General features: G+C 40.0%; 16 protein-coding genes. 4 read left to right on the top strand and 12 right to left on the bottom strand.

The window, feature by feature from the left end:
- Positions 1–37: 37 nt before the first annotated feature.
- On the bottom strand, positions 38–673 hold the full coding sequence (locus AC2TFD_RS06900) for a YczE/YyaS/YitT family protein (RefSeq protein ID WP_335517735.1): 636 nt from the start codon (positions 671–673) through the stop codon (positions 38–40).
- 440 nt (positions 674–1,113) lie between these two features.
- On the opposite strand from AC2TFD_RS06900, the gene AC2TFD_RS06895 reads away from it, so the two are divergent.
- From AC2TFD_RS06895 to AC2TFD_RS06880, 4 genes are read left to right on the top strand one after another with little or no spacing between them, the layout of a single operon-like run.
- On the top strand, positions 1,114–2,301 hold the full coding sequence (locus tag AC2TFD_RS06895) for a hypothetical protein (RefSeq protein WP_335517740.1): 1,188 nt from the start codon (positions 1,114–1,116) through the stop codon (positions 2,299–2,301).
- Between the two features lie 12 nt (positions 2,302–2,313).
- Positions 2,314–2,874: a hypothetical protein gene (locus AC2TFD_RS06890; protein ID WP_335517742.1), complete on the top strand. Its 561-nt coding sequence runs from the start codon at positions 2,314–2,316 to the stop codon at positions 2,872–2,874.
- Positions 2,875–2,894: 20 nt separating this feature from the next.
- On the top strand, positions 2,895–3,473 hold the full coding sequence (locus tag AC2TFD_RS06885) for a hypothetical protein (RefSeq protein ID WP_335568961.1): 579 nt from the start codon (positions 2,895–2,897) through the stop codon (positions 3,471–3,473).
- A 29-nt stretch (positions 3,474–3,502) separates the two neighbouring features.
- Positions 3,503–4,237 (top strand): hypothetical protein, encoded by a 735-nt coding sequence (locus AC2TFD_RS06880; protein ID WP_335568962.1) that lies wholly within the window; start codon positions 3,503–3,505, stop codon positions 4,235–4,237.
- Between the two features lie 191 nt (positions 4,238–4,428).
- On the opposite strand, the gene AC2TFD_RS06875 is transcribed toward AC2TFD_RS06880, so the two are convergent.
- The 11 genes from AC2TFD_RS06875 to AC2TFD_RS06825 form a co-directional block, all read right to left on the bottom strand.
- Positions 4,429–4,920 (bottom strand): OsmC family protein, encoded by a 492-nt coding sequence (locus AC2TFD_RS06875; RefSeq protein ID WP_335568963.1) that lies wholly within the window; start codon positions 4,918–4,920, stop codon positions 4,429–4,431.
- Positions 4,913–6,094: a cobalamin-independent methionine synthase II family protein gene (locus AC2TFD_RS06870; RefSeq protein WP_335517755.1), complete on the bottom strand. Its 1,182-nt coding sequence runs from the start codon at positions 6,092–6,094 to the stop codon at positions 4,913–4,915. Before AC2TFD_RS06870 ends, AC2TFD_RS06875 begins: the two co-directional genes overlap by 8 nt.
- 95 nt (positions 6,095–6,189) lie before the next feature.
- Entirely contained in the window at positions 6,190–7,011 is an 822-nt protein-coding gene (locus AC2TFD_RS06865) for a phosphate/phosphite/phosphonate ABC transporter substrate-binding protein (protein WP_484675351.1), read from the bottom strand.
- A 16-nt stretch (positions 7,012–7,027) separates the two neighbouring features.
- Positions 7,028–8,155, bottom strand: coding sequence for an acyl-CoA dehydrogenase family protein (locus AC2TFD_RS06860; RefSeq protein WP_335568965.1), 1,128 nt, complete (start codon positions 8,153–8,155; stop codon positions 7,028–7,030).
- A 794-nt stretch (positions 8,156–8,949) separates the two neighbouring features.
- Entirely contained in the window at positions 8,950–9,900 is a 951-nt protein-coding gene (locus AC2TFD_RS06855) for an aminoimidazole riboside kinase (RefSeq protein ID WP_335518188.1), read from the bottom strand.
- Positions 9,901–9,912: 12 nt separating this feature from the next.
- Positions 9,913–11,301: a sucrose-6-phosphate hydrolase gene (locus AC2TFD_RS06850; protein ID WP_335518191.1), complete on the bottom strand. Its 1,389-nt coding sequence runs from the start codon at positions 11,299–11,301 to the stop codon at positions 9,913–9,915.
- A gap of 42 nt (positions 11,302–11,343) precedes the next feature.
- Positions 11,344–12,738 (bottom strand): sucrose-specific PTS transporter subunit IIBC, encoded by a 1,395-nt coding sequence (locus AC2TFD_RS06845; protein WP_335518194.1) that lies wholly within the window; start codon positions 12,736–12,738, stop codon positions 11,344–11,346.
- A 157-nt stretch (positions 12,739–12,895) separates the two neighbouring features.
- Positions 12,896–13,885 carry a LacI family DNA-binding transcriptional regulator gene (locus tag AC2TFD_RS06840; protein WP_335518197.1) on the bottom strand — a complete coding sequence of 330 codons (990 nt, stop codon included), beginning with the start codon at positions 13,883–13,885 and terminating at the stop codon, positions 12,896–12,898.
- 138 nt (positions 13,886–14,023) lie between these two features.
- A complete protein-coding gene (locus AC2TFD_RS06835; protein ID WP_335518200.1) occupies positions 14,024–14,194 on the bottom strand; it encodes a hypothetical protein in 171 nt (56 codons plus the stop codon).
- Complete coding sequence (locus AC2TFD_RS06830; protein ID WP_335518202.1) at positions 14,176–14,646, bottom strand: YczE/YyaS/YitT family protein; 471 nt, start codon at positions 14,644–14,646, stop codon at positions 14,176–14,178. Before AC2TFD_RS06830 ends, AC2TFD_RS06835 begins: the two co-directional genes overlap by 19 nt.
- Before the next feature lie 240 nt (positions 14,647–14,886).
- Positions 14,887–15,504, bottom strand: a complete 618-nt coding sequence (locus AC2TFD_RS06825) for an SGNH/GDSL hydrolase family protein (RefSeq protein ID WP_335568966.1) — start codon at positions 15,502–15,504, stop codon at positions 14,887–14,889.
- Positions 15,505–15,509 lie beyond the last annotated feature (5 nt).

Below are 15,509 nucleotides of genomic sequence, written 5' to 3'. Positions count from 1 at the left end.
ATTAGTGATCTGCGCCTTCTGTAATGGAACTGCGGAACTAAACCGCTAGTTTATTATCAGCTTTTTCATCGAGTAAAAACTTTAGTAGATTTTTAGACTTCGGTAAGGAAATTCCTACAACTGGTCCTAATAGGAATGCAATGATTACTGTTCCAATGCCCACTGGCCCTCCTAATGCCCAACCAAGTAGAAGTACTAGTACTTCCATTCCACTGCGAACCCGTTGTATACTCCAGCCTGTTTTCCCTATAATCAATAGCATGATTCCATCACGCGGTCCAGAACCCAAACCAGCCGACATATAGATTCCTGTTCCAACACCCATAAGAACTGCACCTATGCTAAAGAATATGACAGCACCAATTACACTATTGGTACTTGGCAAAAGCCAGATAAAGAAATCCGTAAACAAGCCAATCAACAGCATATTTAAAAACGCACCAATTTTAGGCAGTTTTTTCGTTGCAATGAAGGTAACCATTAATAATAGCAAGCCCATAATGATATTCCATGTGCCAATCGTCAGTCCGATTCGCAAAAACAGTCCATAGTGAAACACATCCCAAGGCCCTATTCCTATTACTTTTCCTTCAACTGTTAAGGCAATGCCCAACCCAAATACGATTAATCCAAAAATAAAAAAAGACCAGCGACAAATCTTTTCTTTTCTCATAACTGCTCCTTTAAATGCATAAATTTTCTCTTACGTATAATACCATAACTAGCAATCTAAAAGTATATTTAATATATGGAATCCAGTGTAAGACTAATATATTTAAGGTTGATTCCCCCAACTTCCATGGATAAATAACCCGTTTAAAAAACAAACGAAAATAAAGCTAATGTTATGTTCTTACAAAGTGTGACACCTTCTCGAACCAAGTTAACTCTTGGATTTTGGCTTTACTCCATCCAATTCGTAAATTTCTATGCAGTGGTTACATAGAGACTTCACGACCTGAAACTTCCAGAAGACTTTCCTTAATCATTCTCTACATACTCCTGTGATAGGCACCTATATAGTATTAAATTCCTATTTTAAACCTGCCGAATATTCGTTATGGTAAAATATAGGGATTTTTCATAATGATCCAGGGTGAAGGTGGAATGGAATTGTCTACAATTAAGGTGAATTTAACAGGTATTCAACAAACGATTCCCGAGGTTCATACTTGTTCAAATAAACTTTCTAACATTAAAAATCAGTTAACCGGTTTAAAGTCGGGTATCGATACAAGAATAATAAACCGCCGAGGAATTGGCGCCAGATTAAATCATACGGTACAGGCAACAAATGAATTGGAAATGAAACTTAAAGCACTCGAAAACTTCCTTCGTATTTCAATAGAAAAATATGTACAAGCCGAACAAATTATAGAGCGAAAGTCCCAATCACTACAAGGTGCGGATTCGAAAGCGGCCACTACAATCGGAATCCATCTGGCACTTGGGAATTCCACTTTTCGATCGAATAACGGACTTAGTGCATTAGGTTTAGGAACTTTTCAAAATGCTGCTCTTTTTAGAGGAGCAGCGGCTTGGAGCACTTCCATAAATGGAAAATTCCCGAGTGTATCGAAGAACGCGGACATAAGCTGGGGTCAACTTTTATTAAAAAAATGGAATCAGGCTGTTGGTGAAACAACAAATGCTTGGACCCGCGGGACGAACTATATCGGAAATCAAGCCACCCATGCTTGGAATCGCAGCACTAACTATATTGAAAATCAGGCAGGCGATGCTTGGAACTATGTGGAAACGAAACGCAAGCAAATGATCACTACTTATGAATTTGCAAAAGACAATAAAACAGATATTTTTAATGCTCTGCTAGAAACTGGAGTGAGAAAGACTCTTGATATCACCCCGAGTGGACAGGATTTTAGGGAACGGCTGGAGTATTTCCATTATGAGCAGAGAAAAGAAATGAATGGCCCCCCTCCAATCTATGAAGAGGTAAAAGACCCTGCATCGGGATGGATCAGACTCCCTGTGGAGATGTCGATTTATCATGATAATAATCAAGGCGAGCCTGAACTGAAATTCATCCATCCTGATGGCAGAGAAGCTGTGTTTAATGGAGACGATCATAGCCTTGTAACGGACCCCCGGTATATAGGAACTTATAATTATATTAATCCATCCCTGCAACCTGAAGGTTTTCCGACAAACAAGGAGGAGTTACTAGAATGGATAGAGTTCGGTAAAACTGGAATTGGCCATGTTGCTACAGATGTTGTCCCTTATTATATGGTTGGACAAAAGAACGAACGGGATCAACAAAGATTTTTAAATGATTAGGGGTGGTTAAGTATGTTTAAGAGGTTAGTAAAATTTTTTACGATTGGAATGCTTGCTATAAATCTTGCTGGCTGTCAAACAGCTACCATTATCGATTTATTTCATGCCAAAACAGAAAAGCTTCAAGTAACGGAAGTTGTTTTTTCAAATCCTGCCTATGAACCCAATAGGGTGGGTACTGTTTTCTTTGCTCCTTATACTGTACAAAATGAGTCTGATACCGATCCCGTCTATTACAAGTATTCTTTATATCTTAAAGCCTTTAGACTCGTGGAAAATAGCAATCCGGTTACCATCAATAGTGTTAAAGTGAAGGGAACGAAAGATGTAACCTTTAAAGAGCTTTCTAAAGATTTGTCCATTCCTTTGGAGTTTTCCGACTGGGAGGGCTCCATTCAAAAGAGTGACAATCTTCTTTTTGAAGAAATAAACGAAGAAAATATGAAACTAACGGACGACAGTATTATTACGGTTTTAGTCAACGTAAGTGTAGAAGAAAATGGAGAAACCATTACAAAGGATTTAACCTTTGAATTAGAAACAAGATCCCGAACCTATTCGGTTCAACAGTAATTTCTTAAGGGGGCTGAAGTGTGTTTAAGAGATTACTTAAAATTCTGAGTATAGGTGTGCTTTCTATTAGTCTGGCCGGCTGTCAAAAGGACTCAATCATCGATCTGATTCATGCTGACACGGAAAAGATGAAGATTTCGGAAGAAGTTTTCTCTGACGATGCCTATAAGCCTTATGTTGTGGGAGAGGTACTCTTCATGCCCTACATGAGACATGCTGGCTTTGAAAAGGATGAGGAAGGCAATGATTATACCAATTTCACGCTGAAATTAGCCGCTTATAAACAGCAGGATAATATGAATACTATTTTGATAAATAGCATTAAAATCGTTGGAACTAAAGATGTTAATTTCGAAGAAATAACGAAGGATTTAGCACTTCCTCTGGAGTTTACTGCGGATGAAGAACTTCCATCTATCCAGCTAAGCGATAATGTTCTTTTTGAAAAAATAAACGGCAATAAAAATTTAAATCTCACCGATAACAGCATGATTACCGTTGCTATAAACGTAAGCGTCACAGCGGATACCGAAACGATTACCAAGGATTTAACGTATGAGTTTAACACAAGAATCCGAACTTATTCGGTTCAAAGATAAACGTCCCAAAAAAGGGAGTGTCACTATTTATGGATATTAGGTTATCATCAAAGGAAATTTATTTTTTGAGTGAGCTGCTTCATATAGAAGTAATTGTAGGAATGACGGATCCTTTTGCAGGAAATACCCAAAGCGAGTTAAAGGAAGCTCTTTTTCAAATACAAGAGGATTTGATCGAAAAAGAAATTCTTTTTGAAAAAGAAACCTTTGAAATCGAACGAAGGGTTGCGATTCTGATCAATGCGATGCGACCACAGTCAGTTTACCTGCGATTGAGTAGGATTGAGCAACATCAGCAGGAGGACACCCATTATTACTTTACACCTAAGCTTGTAGTAAAAAGAACTAAAGCTCCCGATGCAGATATACATAAGATTGAATTAATCGGAACCCCTCTCGAGGCATTTACAGAAATCGTGGAGCGGTTTTCTCTGTCTCATGTGGAAAAAGTAGATTCTAGGAGCATTTATTTATCGAGGGATACCTTTAACCAATTGTTACAGAGTCAGCCCGTTGATATGGGCCCTGAAATAGAAGCATTCCTTTATAGTTTGAAAACACGGAAATTAGCAGGACAAGTCGAGGTCATCACATGGGATGATCAACGAGGTAACTGGGATACCGCGGATTTAAGTTTTATTCACGGTGAAAACGGTGTTTGGCTCACCACTCCAGAAACCGTCGAAGGCGTGAAAATAGTCTATATACAGCCTGTTGCTGGAGTGGAAATTGAAGAACAAATAAAAAAATTGATTTTAGAGTGAAGAAGCTGTCTCGAATAATTTAGGGACAGCCTTTTTTGTAAGAATATCAAGCTATCCACCAGAAAAACCCTGAAATTGTAAAATTGTTTATCTATTTTAATATAAAAATAGATATCCTGCCTGAATTTTTCGGTTCTTCCAGGAACAGAATAATTCCATTTCAATGGCTGCTTACCATTTGAATTGAGCACTTATAAAAGCTTTTTAAAAAAGACCTCAAGTTCCATTGATTTTTTTAACGTATTGTAAATAGGGGAATTTTTAAGTGCCCTGAAGCACAAGTCATTAAAATCTTTGTCCTCAAGATCTAAAAATAAAAAAACGGTAACGGTTATTTTTTTGATAAACGGTTCTTGATCATATCCTTTTACACCTACCAAGTACAGAGGATTTTCCAGTGTTAGGTTCAAAACCCCTTCTATTTCTTCAATCTTGGAACCCCTTTTTTCCGACTGCTGCAGTAGAGTCAATAGTATGCTGCTTAAAACTGAACCAGCAAAGTATTCAATACTACTAATTTGTTGGTATTCTGAGTCAAAGCTGATTTGCTTCTCGATTTCAAAGCTATTTTTACTTGTAAAAATTTTTACAGTTGAAAGGTCATTTGACGTTCCCCTAAAGCTCATGTCAAAAATCCTAGACTCATATAAAGTGTTTAATTCAGCTTTCGACTTTTTATTCATATTTGCTCCTGAGTATGGAACTTGCTTCTGTTAATGAGCGTATTTTTCTAGAGATATTCTCAAGTATGTTAACGGGACTATTTGAGAAGGTTGCAAAACCGCAATCCGTATTCAGCCACACTTTTTCTCTTGGAAGATAATTTATTGCCTCTTCCGCTCTAGTAAGGATGGAGTCCAATGTTTCAATTTCATCTGTACGTGGGTTTATCACACCTAAACCAAGTGTTGTGAGCTCTCTGATTCTTGAATCAGTCAATAATGAGCTTAACTCCCCTGCTCTTGGTGTTGAAAATTCAAGTGTTAAAAGGTCCGGGTTCACCTCTGCAAATAAATCAAGCAAAGGAGTATAGGATCCTGATAATAAAATGCTCTCATTCTTGCTCCAGTTTCCTCTGCAGACATGTAAAGAAGCAACTGTCTTTGTCCTATCTATATGCCCCATAACTTGACCAATCAAGGAGCAGGCAAATTCGAGCTCCTCTTTAGGATCCTTTCTCTCGGAAAGAGCAGCACACATAAATGACCTTGGCTTTCCCTCTGTGAAAACAACCTCAGTCAAAACTGGTTCGTCTAATTGAATCACATCAACCCCTATGTCCATAAGATGGTCTATCTCTTCCTTCATGATTTTTATTACGTCTTGCCCTAGTTCTTCCTTGCTCCCATAAATCTTACCAGAGAGAGTAGGAAGCCACATTGATCTGGTAAGAAGATAGGGACCCGGCATGGTAATTTTAATGGGTTTATTGGTGAACTTCTTCATCGTCATAAGCTCATTTGCAACAATATCACCATTGTAGTTCAACTTACCAACACAAATAGCATTTTTAATACTGACTGCTGGAACATCAAGCGTGGTTAAAATATTCTCAAAAGCTTTTTTATCCTCAATATAATCGAGCATTTCACTCATGCTCATCATTCTTACTCCGCCAATTTTATCGGAAACAAAGGACACATAGTTATCCCGTCCGATCTCTCCACTTGTAATGATATCAATCCCTAAATTCTCCTGAAGCTTGACGACCTTTTGCGTTTCACTCTCAATAAGCTTGTTGAAGTCGTTTCGTCCAATCGTTCCTCTTCTATTCATTCTAAGGGCTTTTAGAACCTCTTTTGATCTTGGCATACTTCCTATTAACGAAGTGGGAAATAGCGGTAATGACCTTATCATGTCATTCAACTCCAAAACTCAATGTAAAGTACAAGAGAAGCAGCGGAAAAACCACACGCTTCTCTTTTTTATTACCGATTTCATTAGTCCTCTATTTATCTAGTAAGCACCCTTTTAAGATAGTCATGAGCTTCACATAATTGCTGAAATCCTGTGATTCTGCCTTCAACCCATTCCTTTAACCCTTCCATATCCATCATCTTTTGATGGGCTTCATTGGAATAGTCCATTCGATGGAGCACCTTTTGCCATTCTTTAAACCTTTCATGTGAAAACTCAGGATGAGCGACGAAAATACAGTGGTCATACAAATCCGTCGTGTCTATGCATACCAATTGATTTTCATCAATACTTCCATCCTTCTTCCAAGCTTCCCAGTTCAAATCCAGCGTGACAGAAGCATCTACTGTTCCCTCCAACAATGCTTTAATAGCCTCTAGCTCACCTCCGATATGGTCTCCATGGAGGCCGATGCCAATATCAAATCTTATCTCTGTGTAATCTTCTCCATACTCAAGTCCATTTTTATACAAATGGTTGATTGGGATCAATCTTGCTTGCGGAGAGTCAATCGCTCCAAAACCAATCGTCCTGCCCCTAAGTCCATCAAGATTGGTGACGCCGCTATCTTTTCTAACAATAAAGCAGGACTTTCTGTCTCTGTCCGTATCTCTCATGGATCCCATCTGGCATTTGCCATTGGTTCTCGTATACGCATCCAGCCATGCTAAGGGCGAATTCCAGGCGATATCAATCTCTCTGTTCATTAGACCGTCAACCTGTTTTTCATAATCCTTATAGAAGATACATTCGATTTCAAGCCCTTCCTCTTTGAAAAAATCTGCGATAATGCCCCAGATCACTGTAACTCTCGGATCATAAATAACTGCACCGACTTTTATTGTATCATTACTCAATGCGCTCACCCTTTCCTTATGGAATCATCTGACCAGTTAGTGCTTTTCCTAGCCAAACAGCCAGAACGTCGGCACTTGGGGCCATAATTTGACCGGCATATGCATCTCTCAGAAGTCTTTCTGTAGGGAGTGCCTTATTGTATGCTTTCCCTCCTCCCACTCTCATGGCAAGTCTTCCACATTCGATTGCAGCTTCTGATGCCACGATTCTTGCAGCCAGGATCTTTGCGAGCGCGTCGGCTTCCCCATTTGCACCTGCTCTGGCAGCATCTAGCGTGATAGCTTTGGCAGCAGCTGCATGTTTATAAATGTTTCCAATATGCACCTGGACTGTTTCAATATTTGAAAGTGTCCTTCCATCAGGATATTGCCTATCAACAACATGATTGCTGGCGATTTCAAACATATGCAATGCGGTACCGCTGTAAACTGCTCCAAGCCCTGTAACAAAAAATGGAGCTACTACGTTAAATACCTGCTCTTCGCCTGAACCTTCTTCGCCGATCCGCAAGGATGAGTCCAATGTCACATGATCAATGTTCATTGGACAGGATGAATTACCTCTCATTCCAAGACCATTCCATTTGGCCATTTCAAACGATAGACCTTTTGTTTCCAGAGGAAATACCCAGTTATTAATTTTTCCTTCTTCCACAGATGGTGCAAGAACGAGGTAGTAGGAAGCATATGTAGCAGAGGTTACCATGCTCTTACTTCCATTAAATGTTGTGTAATCTCCGTTAATTTCCGTAGTCATGCCTGAAATATAAAAGTTTGTCCCTGTTCCAAACTCGCTGTATGCCAGTGCCATGAATTTCCCATTTTCTATAATGTCGGTAAAAATTTTCTCCTTTAACTCCTCACTGCCATGAGCTAAAACACACATCACCGCAACATTGTGCATCATATAGCAAAGAGCTGTAGTGGCGCATGATTCTGCAAATGCCAGACAGGCCTGTGCATGCTCTTCAAGCCCTTTCCCGTGTCCGCCATATTGTCTAGGTATGAGCAGTTTTAAAAAGCCCTTTTCATTTAGCTTTTTAAATGACTCTTCAGGAAATATCGACTCCTTGTCAATCATTTCTGTATAAGGCAGTATGTAGGACCTTGCAAATTCCTTACCTTCAAAATAAACATTGTTCAAGCTATCTCCTCCTTATTTTTTCATGTCCTATAAAAATCTATTAATCTAATTGAATATTATGTAGGATATTTCCAATTATTTTTTTGAAAATTAGAGTAAGGACTAATCCTTCTAGCTGCTCGTTTCGTTTTGTCCTCAAGATCTCGCATTGAGGACTAATCCTTCTGGCTGCTCGTTTGGTTTTGTCCTCAAGACCCCGGATTGAGGACTAATCCTTCTGGCTACTCTTACTGATTTGTCCTCAAGACCCCTCATTGAGGACTAATCCTTCTGGCTGCTCGTTTTGTTTTGTCCCCAAGACCCCAGATTGAGGACTAATCCTTCTGGCTGCTCTTACTGATTTGTCCTCAAGACCCCGCATTGAGGACTAATCCTTCTGGCTCCTCTTACTGATTGGTCCTCAAGACCCCGGATTGAGGACAAATCCTTCTGGCTGCTCGTTTCGTTTTGTCCTCAAGACCCCGCATTGAGGACTAATCCTTCTGGCTCCTCTTACTGATTGGTCCTCAAGACCCCGGATTGAGGACCAATCCTTCTGGCTCCTCTTACTGATTAGTCCTCAAGACCCCGGATTGAGGACTAATCCTTCCGGCTGCTCTTACTGATTTGTCCTCAAGACCCCGCATTGAGGACAAATCCTTCTGACCTGTCTTGGTGATAAGTCCTCAAGCGATGTTATGATGACCATCTCCACGACTTTCCTAGGAATTCTGTTCATCATCGGCATAATGAACTCAACAAGAACAAAAAAGGTGCATACTAATAAAAAGTACACACCTTTTCCATACCATGTATTAAGCTTTTTCCCTTGCTAATCTGTCTTTGATTTCCTCTAGTGCAGGCAGACCCGTCATGGCGCCTTTTTTGGTCGTGGCTAAACCGCCGGAAACACTTGCAAATTGGATAACTTCACTTATTTCCTGTTCCGAAAACTTATCTAAGGCTTTTCCAGCTTCATTCACCGAATAAAGAATTCCGGAAACAAATGCATCACCGGCCCCAGTTGTATCAACCACCTTGCATTCCAATGCAGGCACCTTTCCAATCTGGCCTTTAAATCGGTACATACAACCCTCTCCGCCTAATGTCACCAAAACCAGCGGCAAATCAGGTAATTGCCCCATCCCTTCTTCTAAATGGCTGCAGCCTGTTAAAAAGATAAGCTCTTCCTCGGAAACTTTTAAGATATCTGCATGGGAAAGAGTAGCAAGGATGGTCCCCTTCGCCTGTTCTTCAGAATCCCACAAACCCAACCGAAGATTCGGATCATACGAAATCAACATACCTTTTTCCTTCGCCAGCTCAATCGCCCGAAGTGTGGCTGATTTAGCCGGCTCGCTGATTAATGAGATTGAACCGAAATGAAAAATCTGATGCTGTTCAAATAGTAACGGATCCAATTCTTCTTTTCTTAAAAATCGGTCCGCACTCGGATTGATATAAAAACTGAAACTCCGCTCTCCGGAAGACTCCAATGTAACAAACGTAAGCCCTGTTCTGGCTTCATCTGTAAACTTCATCGATTGTGTATTGACACCGTAATCTATCAACGTCTTCTTAAGGAAATGCCCTAGGACATCATTTCCGACCTTGCCAAGGAAAGTTGCCTTCCCTCCAAGCTTTGCAATTCCAACAGAAACATTAGCCGGTGCACCGCCCGGAGCTTTTTGATATGTTAAATTGTCGGAATCAAGCGGGATAAAATCAATAAGGGCTTCGCCTAAACATAAAACTCCGTTCATCATCGTCACCTCTGTCTAACCAAGATTCCACTTGGTCCATTTAAATTCTGCTTCCCCTTCAATGCTAATCATAGTATCTTTCGGTTTTGGAAAATACCGTGCCGTAAATACCTCTTCACCGTCATTGATGAAAATCTCCAGAGAGGAATGGTCCATAAAAATTTGCAACGTAGAAACTGAATCTATTTTACAGGATCTTTTTTCGAATTCTCCTGTCTTTAAACTTCTTCTTTTTAACGTAAGCTTATCAGAATCAAAGCTTAGGTAAGCTTCATTACGAAATGAGATTTCAAATGGACCGGCTTTTACAAAGTCCACAAGTAATTCTGTTGAAGTCCCTTCGCATGTATTCCCTTCCACAACTTCTTGAGTCTTTCGCAGCTTCTTTAATTCGTCCACTGGCTTTTGAAAAATTTTCCCGTTATGAAGCTGTAATTCTCTTGGGATGGTTAGGGCATGGACCCAATGATTCGCGATGGTCGGCTGATAAGCTTCCTGCTCATCAGTTATTCCCATCCAGGCATATAGAATCGTTCTATCTGACTCATCCTTAAAGGTTTGCGGTGCATAGAAGTCAAAGCCGCGGTCAAGTTCGGTAAACGGGCCATGCTGGAACTTTATGCTCTTATTATTTAACTCTCCAATAAAATATCCAGATTGAAACAAATTATGATAGAGATCCCCTTCTGGCTCAAGCCCCTGCGGCGAAACCAACAAGACATCTTTACCATTTAAATGAATCAAGTCCGGACATTCCCACATATAGCCAAAGTCCCCGAGTCCATTCATACCGGAGCCTGCAATCGGGCCCGCTTCCTCCCAATGATACAAGTCTTTTGAGTGAAACAATACCGCTATACCCTTTTCATCCAAGGTTTGCGCCCCGACTACCATATACCAGGTATCATCTTTTTTCCAAACCTTTGGATCGCGGAAATGGGCTGTATACTGTTCTGGAAGCTGTAATACCGGGCCATGCTTTTCAAAAAGCATTCCATCTTCAGACACCGCAAGGCATTGATACGTTTCTCGAGTTCCATCTTCTTGCTTCACATTCCCTGTATAAAAGAGATACAGTTTTCCATCCGCTTCTACGGCGCTGCCAGAATAACAGCCGTTTCTTTCATACCACTCACTTGGGGCCAAGGCAATCGGCTCCTCCCGCCAATGGACCATATCCTCGGACGTAAAGTGCCCCCAAAACTTAGCACCATGCGTTGTATCAAATGGATTCCACTGGTAAAAAACATGATAAATCCCTTTAAATTGAATTAATCCATTAGGGTCGTTTAACAATCCAACAGGCGGCATGAGATGATAGTCTAACCGGTAATGATCGTTTATTACCTTATTCTTATATTTTTCTACTTCATTGTACGCTGTTTGAACAAGGATTTCTGTCATTTCAGAACCTCCAATTAAAAAGAAAAGGCAAGTTAACCTTGCCTATTTCTCCACTTCTTTATCTGAATAGCCGAACATCCAAGTTAAAATGAAGGCTACGGCGATTGCAACGACGTTTACTAAAATATATTGTAAAATCTGCCCATTTAGATAAAGCAGGGTTCCAGGAATAACGGTAACCGCCATACCTGTTGCCTTTAGTCCAAGAATGGAAGCTAAAAATCCTCCTGCAGCACCGCCAATCAGTGCCATAATAAATGGTTTTCCGTAACGAAGATTTACCCCGAAGATGGCTGGCTCAGTGATTCCTAAAAATGCTGAGAATGAGGAAGGCAGAGCCAGTGCTTTTAATTTTGCAGATTTTGTTTTTAATCCTACTGCCAGGGCAGCACCGCCCTGTGCCGCAACCGAACACGTTATAATCGCGTTGTAAGGGTTGTTTTTGAATTCAGCCAGCAGTTGAATTTCTAACATATTGAATACATGGTGAACACCTGTGATTACAATCAGCTGGTTTAATCCGCCAATTAATAGACCCGCCAATCCAAATGGCCATGAAAGGACATTGGTCGCAACATTTAAGATACCTTGCTCAACTGTATGGAAGATTGGGCCGAGGACTAATAGTGCAAGAGCACTCATCACAAGTAGCGTAACAAAAGGAGTAACAATTAAATCCAATGCTTCAGGAACACGTTTTCTAATCGCTCTTTCAAGCTTCGCTCCAATAATACCGGCAATAAAGGCTGGGATCACAGAACCTTGATAACCAACTACCGGAATAAAGTCGAAGAAACGTAGCGCTTCTTCACTGCCGCCTGCAACTGCATAGGCATTAGGCAAGGCAGGTGAAACCAGCATGAGTCCGAGAATCAATCCAATAATTGGAGTTCCGCCAAATACTCTAAACGTTGACCAGGCAACAAGAGCCGGCAGGAAGATAAAGGCTGTATCCGTTAACACCTGTGTAAAGAGCAAGAAGTTTTGTGATACATCCTCCGGCTTCATTCCAAATAAAGCTAATAGTTGGTCCTGCATCACCAAACCGCGAAGACCCATAAAGAGACCTGTTGCCACTAGAACCGGAATAATCGGTACAAATACGTCCCCAAAAGTACGGATTGCTCTTTGAAATTTTGTTCCGCTTTTTACTGCTTCTTTTTTCTGATCAGTTGCGGACTTTGTATCGAGTCCTAAGTTGGATACTTCTTCGTAAATTTTATTTACTGTACCGGTGCCAAAGATAATTTGGTATTGACCGGAATTATAGAAAGCTCCCTTTACTTTATTGATTTGTTCTACCTGTTCTTGGTTGATTTTTTCTTTATCATTGACCATGATTCTTAGTCGTGTTGCACAATGGGCTACTGATTGGATATTCTCCTCGCCCCCAACAGCTTCGATCACATCTTGCGCAATTTTGCGATTTTCTGACATCGTATTCACCTCAGTTTTTAGTATGGAATCGATTCCAGATAGTAAAAAAAAAATTTCTCTTATTTTGTGGAATGTATCCTACATTTATACCTTGTGGAATCGATTCCCTTTTTTGAAAAAATAAAGTGCAACCGTTGTGGAATCGATTACACACTAATTATATACTGGAACGTTCCAGAAGTCTATACTTAATTGTCTTAACGGTTTCATGATAATTTTCACCTTTTATTTGCGCCAATAATAAACTGGCAGCCTCGCGCCCTGCCTCTTCCACTGAAAAATCAATTGTGGTCAAAGGAGGAGAAATATGTCTTGCCAGCTCTGAGGCACCCATTCCAGTAACAGCGATATCCGTTGGGATGGAAAGTCCTTTATCTTTAATGTAATGGGACGCACCTATCGCAAGCCGGTCCGTCACAGCCACCACCGCATTAGGTGTTCGTTTGGAGGTTTCCATGATGGTCTTCATGCAATCATAACCCGAATCGACATTAAAAATTCCTGTTTGCACCCAGCTTTCCTCAACACCTAACTGATTCTCTTTCATCGCATCCAGGTAACCCAACTTCCGTAAATACCCAACTGAATAGTCTTCCTCCGTTACGCCGATAAAAGCAATATTTTTATAGCCTTTTTTAATCAAGTAATAAATCATATCTTTAGATGCCTGATAATCATCAAACAGGACATTGGCCAAACCGGAGATAGGCTGCCCAACAGTAACAAATGGAATTTTTAACTGATAAATCTCTTCCACTAATGGCGGGTTAATATTGGTCGCCGACAGGATCATGCCATCGACATGTCTGCTTTTTAACAGCTTTAAGTATTCAATCTCTTTTTCCGGATTGAGATTGGTATTGGCTAATAGGATTTGATAACCCTCTTTTGCGAAAATTTCGTCCAATCCACTTACAAGCCGGCTCGATGTTTCCGTACTGATTTTAGGGAGAATCACACCAATAACCTTTGTCTTTTTCGTCCGTAATGATTTAGCATTTTCACTAGGGATATATCCGGTTTCTTCAATTACCTTTAATACTCTTCTTTTCGCGTCCTCACTAACATACCCCGTATTATTTATGATTCTTGAAACGGTAGTACGCGAAACATTTGCCCTTTCGGCTATTTCTTTAATGGTTACCATCCATGGATCCTCCTGGACTCAAATTATCCTATACCTATTTTATTTTAACACTCTTGTTATCTTTATCAACAAAGTGCGGAACCAGGATGATTAACTGATAGTTAGTTAATCATCCTGGTTCCGCTGGAAACATGTCCGTTAAACTGCTAGTTTATTATCTGCTTTTTCCTCGAGTAAAAACCTTAGCAGTTTTTTAGACTGTGGTAAAGAAATTCCTACAATTGGTCCTAAAAGGAAGGCAATAATTACTGTTCCGACACCAACTGGACCTCCTAATGCCCAACCAAGTATTAGTACGAGTACTTCCATTCACTACGAACCCGTTGAATACTCCAGCCTGTCTTTCCGATAATCAATAGCATGATTCCATCACGCGGTCCAGAGCCCAAATCAGCCGACATGTAGATTCCCGTTCCAACCCCCATGAGAACTGCACCTATGCTAAAGAAAATTACAGCTCCTATTAAACTATTGGTACTTGGCAAAAGCCAGATAAAGAAATCTGTAAATAAGCCAATCAACAGCATATTTAAAAACGCACCAATTTTAGGCAGCTTTTTCGTTGCAATAAAGGAAACCATTAATAATAGCAAGCCCATAATGATATTCCATGTTCCGATTGTTAGCCCGATTCGCAAAAACAATCCATAGTGAAACACATCCCAAGGACCTATTCCTATTAACTTTCCTCCGACTGTTAAGGCAATGCCCAACCCAAATACGATTAATCCAAAAATAAAAAAAACCAGCGGCAAATCCATTCTTTTCTCATAATTGCCCCTTTAAATACGATATTTTCACACTGGTACTATACCATAACTAGTAAGCTAAAAGTATATAAAAAACATGGAATCCTGAGAGACTACCTTTATCTTAGGTTGATTTCCTGTTTTTATAGCATAAAAAACCTCGTTTATTTTCTAAACGAGGTTGGTACATTTAAATAAACATTACCTTCATAATGCAATAGGTTTCAAGTTGAAGTAGTAAGTCTTCCTTCTCTACCCTAATACTAACTTTGTTGCTTTTACCCATGCTTTTGCCATCAGCATATTCCCCAACGAATTCATATGGACACCATCTATTGTAAGAGGATTATCATTACTAGACTCCAAAAATCCAATAAACGCTTGGTGTGTTGGGACGACAGTTGCATTATATTTATCTGCTAATCGATGAATAGCTTCAATATATGGGATGAGCAATTTATTTCCTAAAGAGTGAACATCTTCTTCAATAATCGTTGGCTCCATTAGTACAATAGAGGCTTTTGTTTTTGTTGTAATGCTTGTAAGGAGAGAATCATAAATTTTTTCAAATTGCTCTGGATATACTTGATCTATCTCAGGAGAATCGACTTGTCGCCATACATCATTAATACCGATTGAGATAGAAACAAAATCCGGATTTAAGGAAATAACATCACTCTCCCAGCGATTGGCCAAATCTGTCACACGATTCCCACTGATACCTTTATTAAAAATGGCCAAATTCCGATTTGGATAGGTAACCTTTAAATAATCATGAAGCAAACGCACATAGCCAGTACCTATTGGATCATCTTCACTTATTCCCCACCATGTAATACTATCCCCAATAAAGACAATTCGTTGTTTCATATTCT

Source organism: Neobacillus sp. plas4 (assembly GCF_057221695.1).
This window is presented reverse-complemented; position numbering and strand designations above follow the sequence as displayed.

Excerpts from the sequence above, each read along its gene's own strand:
- AC2TFD_RS06870 (WP_335517755.1), bottom strand. The coding sequence starts at position 6,094 with ATGATAAGGTCATTACCGCTATTTCCCACTTCGTTAATAGGAAGTATG.
- AC2TFD_RS06855 (WP_335518188.1), bottom strand. The coding sequence starts at position 9,900 with ATGATGAACGGAGTTTTATGTTTAGGCGAAGCCCTTATTGATTTTATC.
- AC2TFD_RS06880 (WP_335568962.1), top strand. The coding sequence starts at position 3,503 with ATGGATATTAGGTTATCATCAAAGGAAATTTATTTTTTGAGTGAGCTG.
- AC2TFD_RS06840 (WP_335518197.1), bottom strand. The coding sequence starts at position 13,885 with ATGGTAACCATTAAAGAAATAGCCGAAAGGGCAAATGTTTCGCGTACT.
- AC2TFD_RS06900 (WP_335517735.1), bottom strand. The coding sequence starts at position 673 with ATGAGAAAAGAAAAGATTTGTCGCTGGTCTTTTTTTATTTTTGGATTA.
- AC2TFD_RS06890 (WP_335517742.1), top strand. The coding sequence starts at position 2,314 with ATGTTTAAGAGGTTAGTAAAATTTTTTACGATTGGAATGCTTGCTATA.
- AC2TFD_RS06825 (WP_335568966.1), bottom strand. The coding sequence starts at position 15,504 with ATGAAACAACGAATTGTCTTTATTGGGGATAGTATTACATGGTGGGGA.
- AC2TFD_RS06850 (WP_335518191.1), bottom strand. The coding sequence starts at position 11,301 with ATGACAGAAATCCTTGTTCAAACAGCGTACAATGAAGTAGAAAAATAT.
- AC2TFD_RS06845 (WP_335518194.1), bottom strand. The coding sequence starts at position 12,738 with ATGTCAGAAAATCGCAAAATTGCGCAAGATGTGATCGAAGCTGTTGGG.
- AC2TFD_RS06875 (WP_335568963.1), bottom strand. The coding sequence starts at position 4,920 with ATGAATAAAAAGTCGAAAGCTGAATTAAACACTTTATATGAGTCTAGG.
- AC2TFD_RS06830 (WP_335518202.1), bottom strand. The coding sequence starts at position 14,646 with ATGGATTTGCCGCTGGTTTTTTTTATTTTTGGATTAATCGTATTTGGG.
- AC2TFD_RS06835 (WP_335518200.1), bottom strand. The coding sequence starts at position 14,194 with ATGGAAGTACTCGTACTAATACTTGGTTGGGCATTAGGAGGTCCAGTT.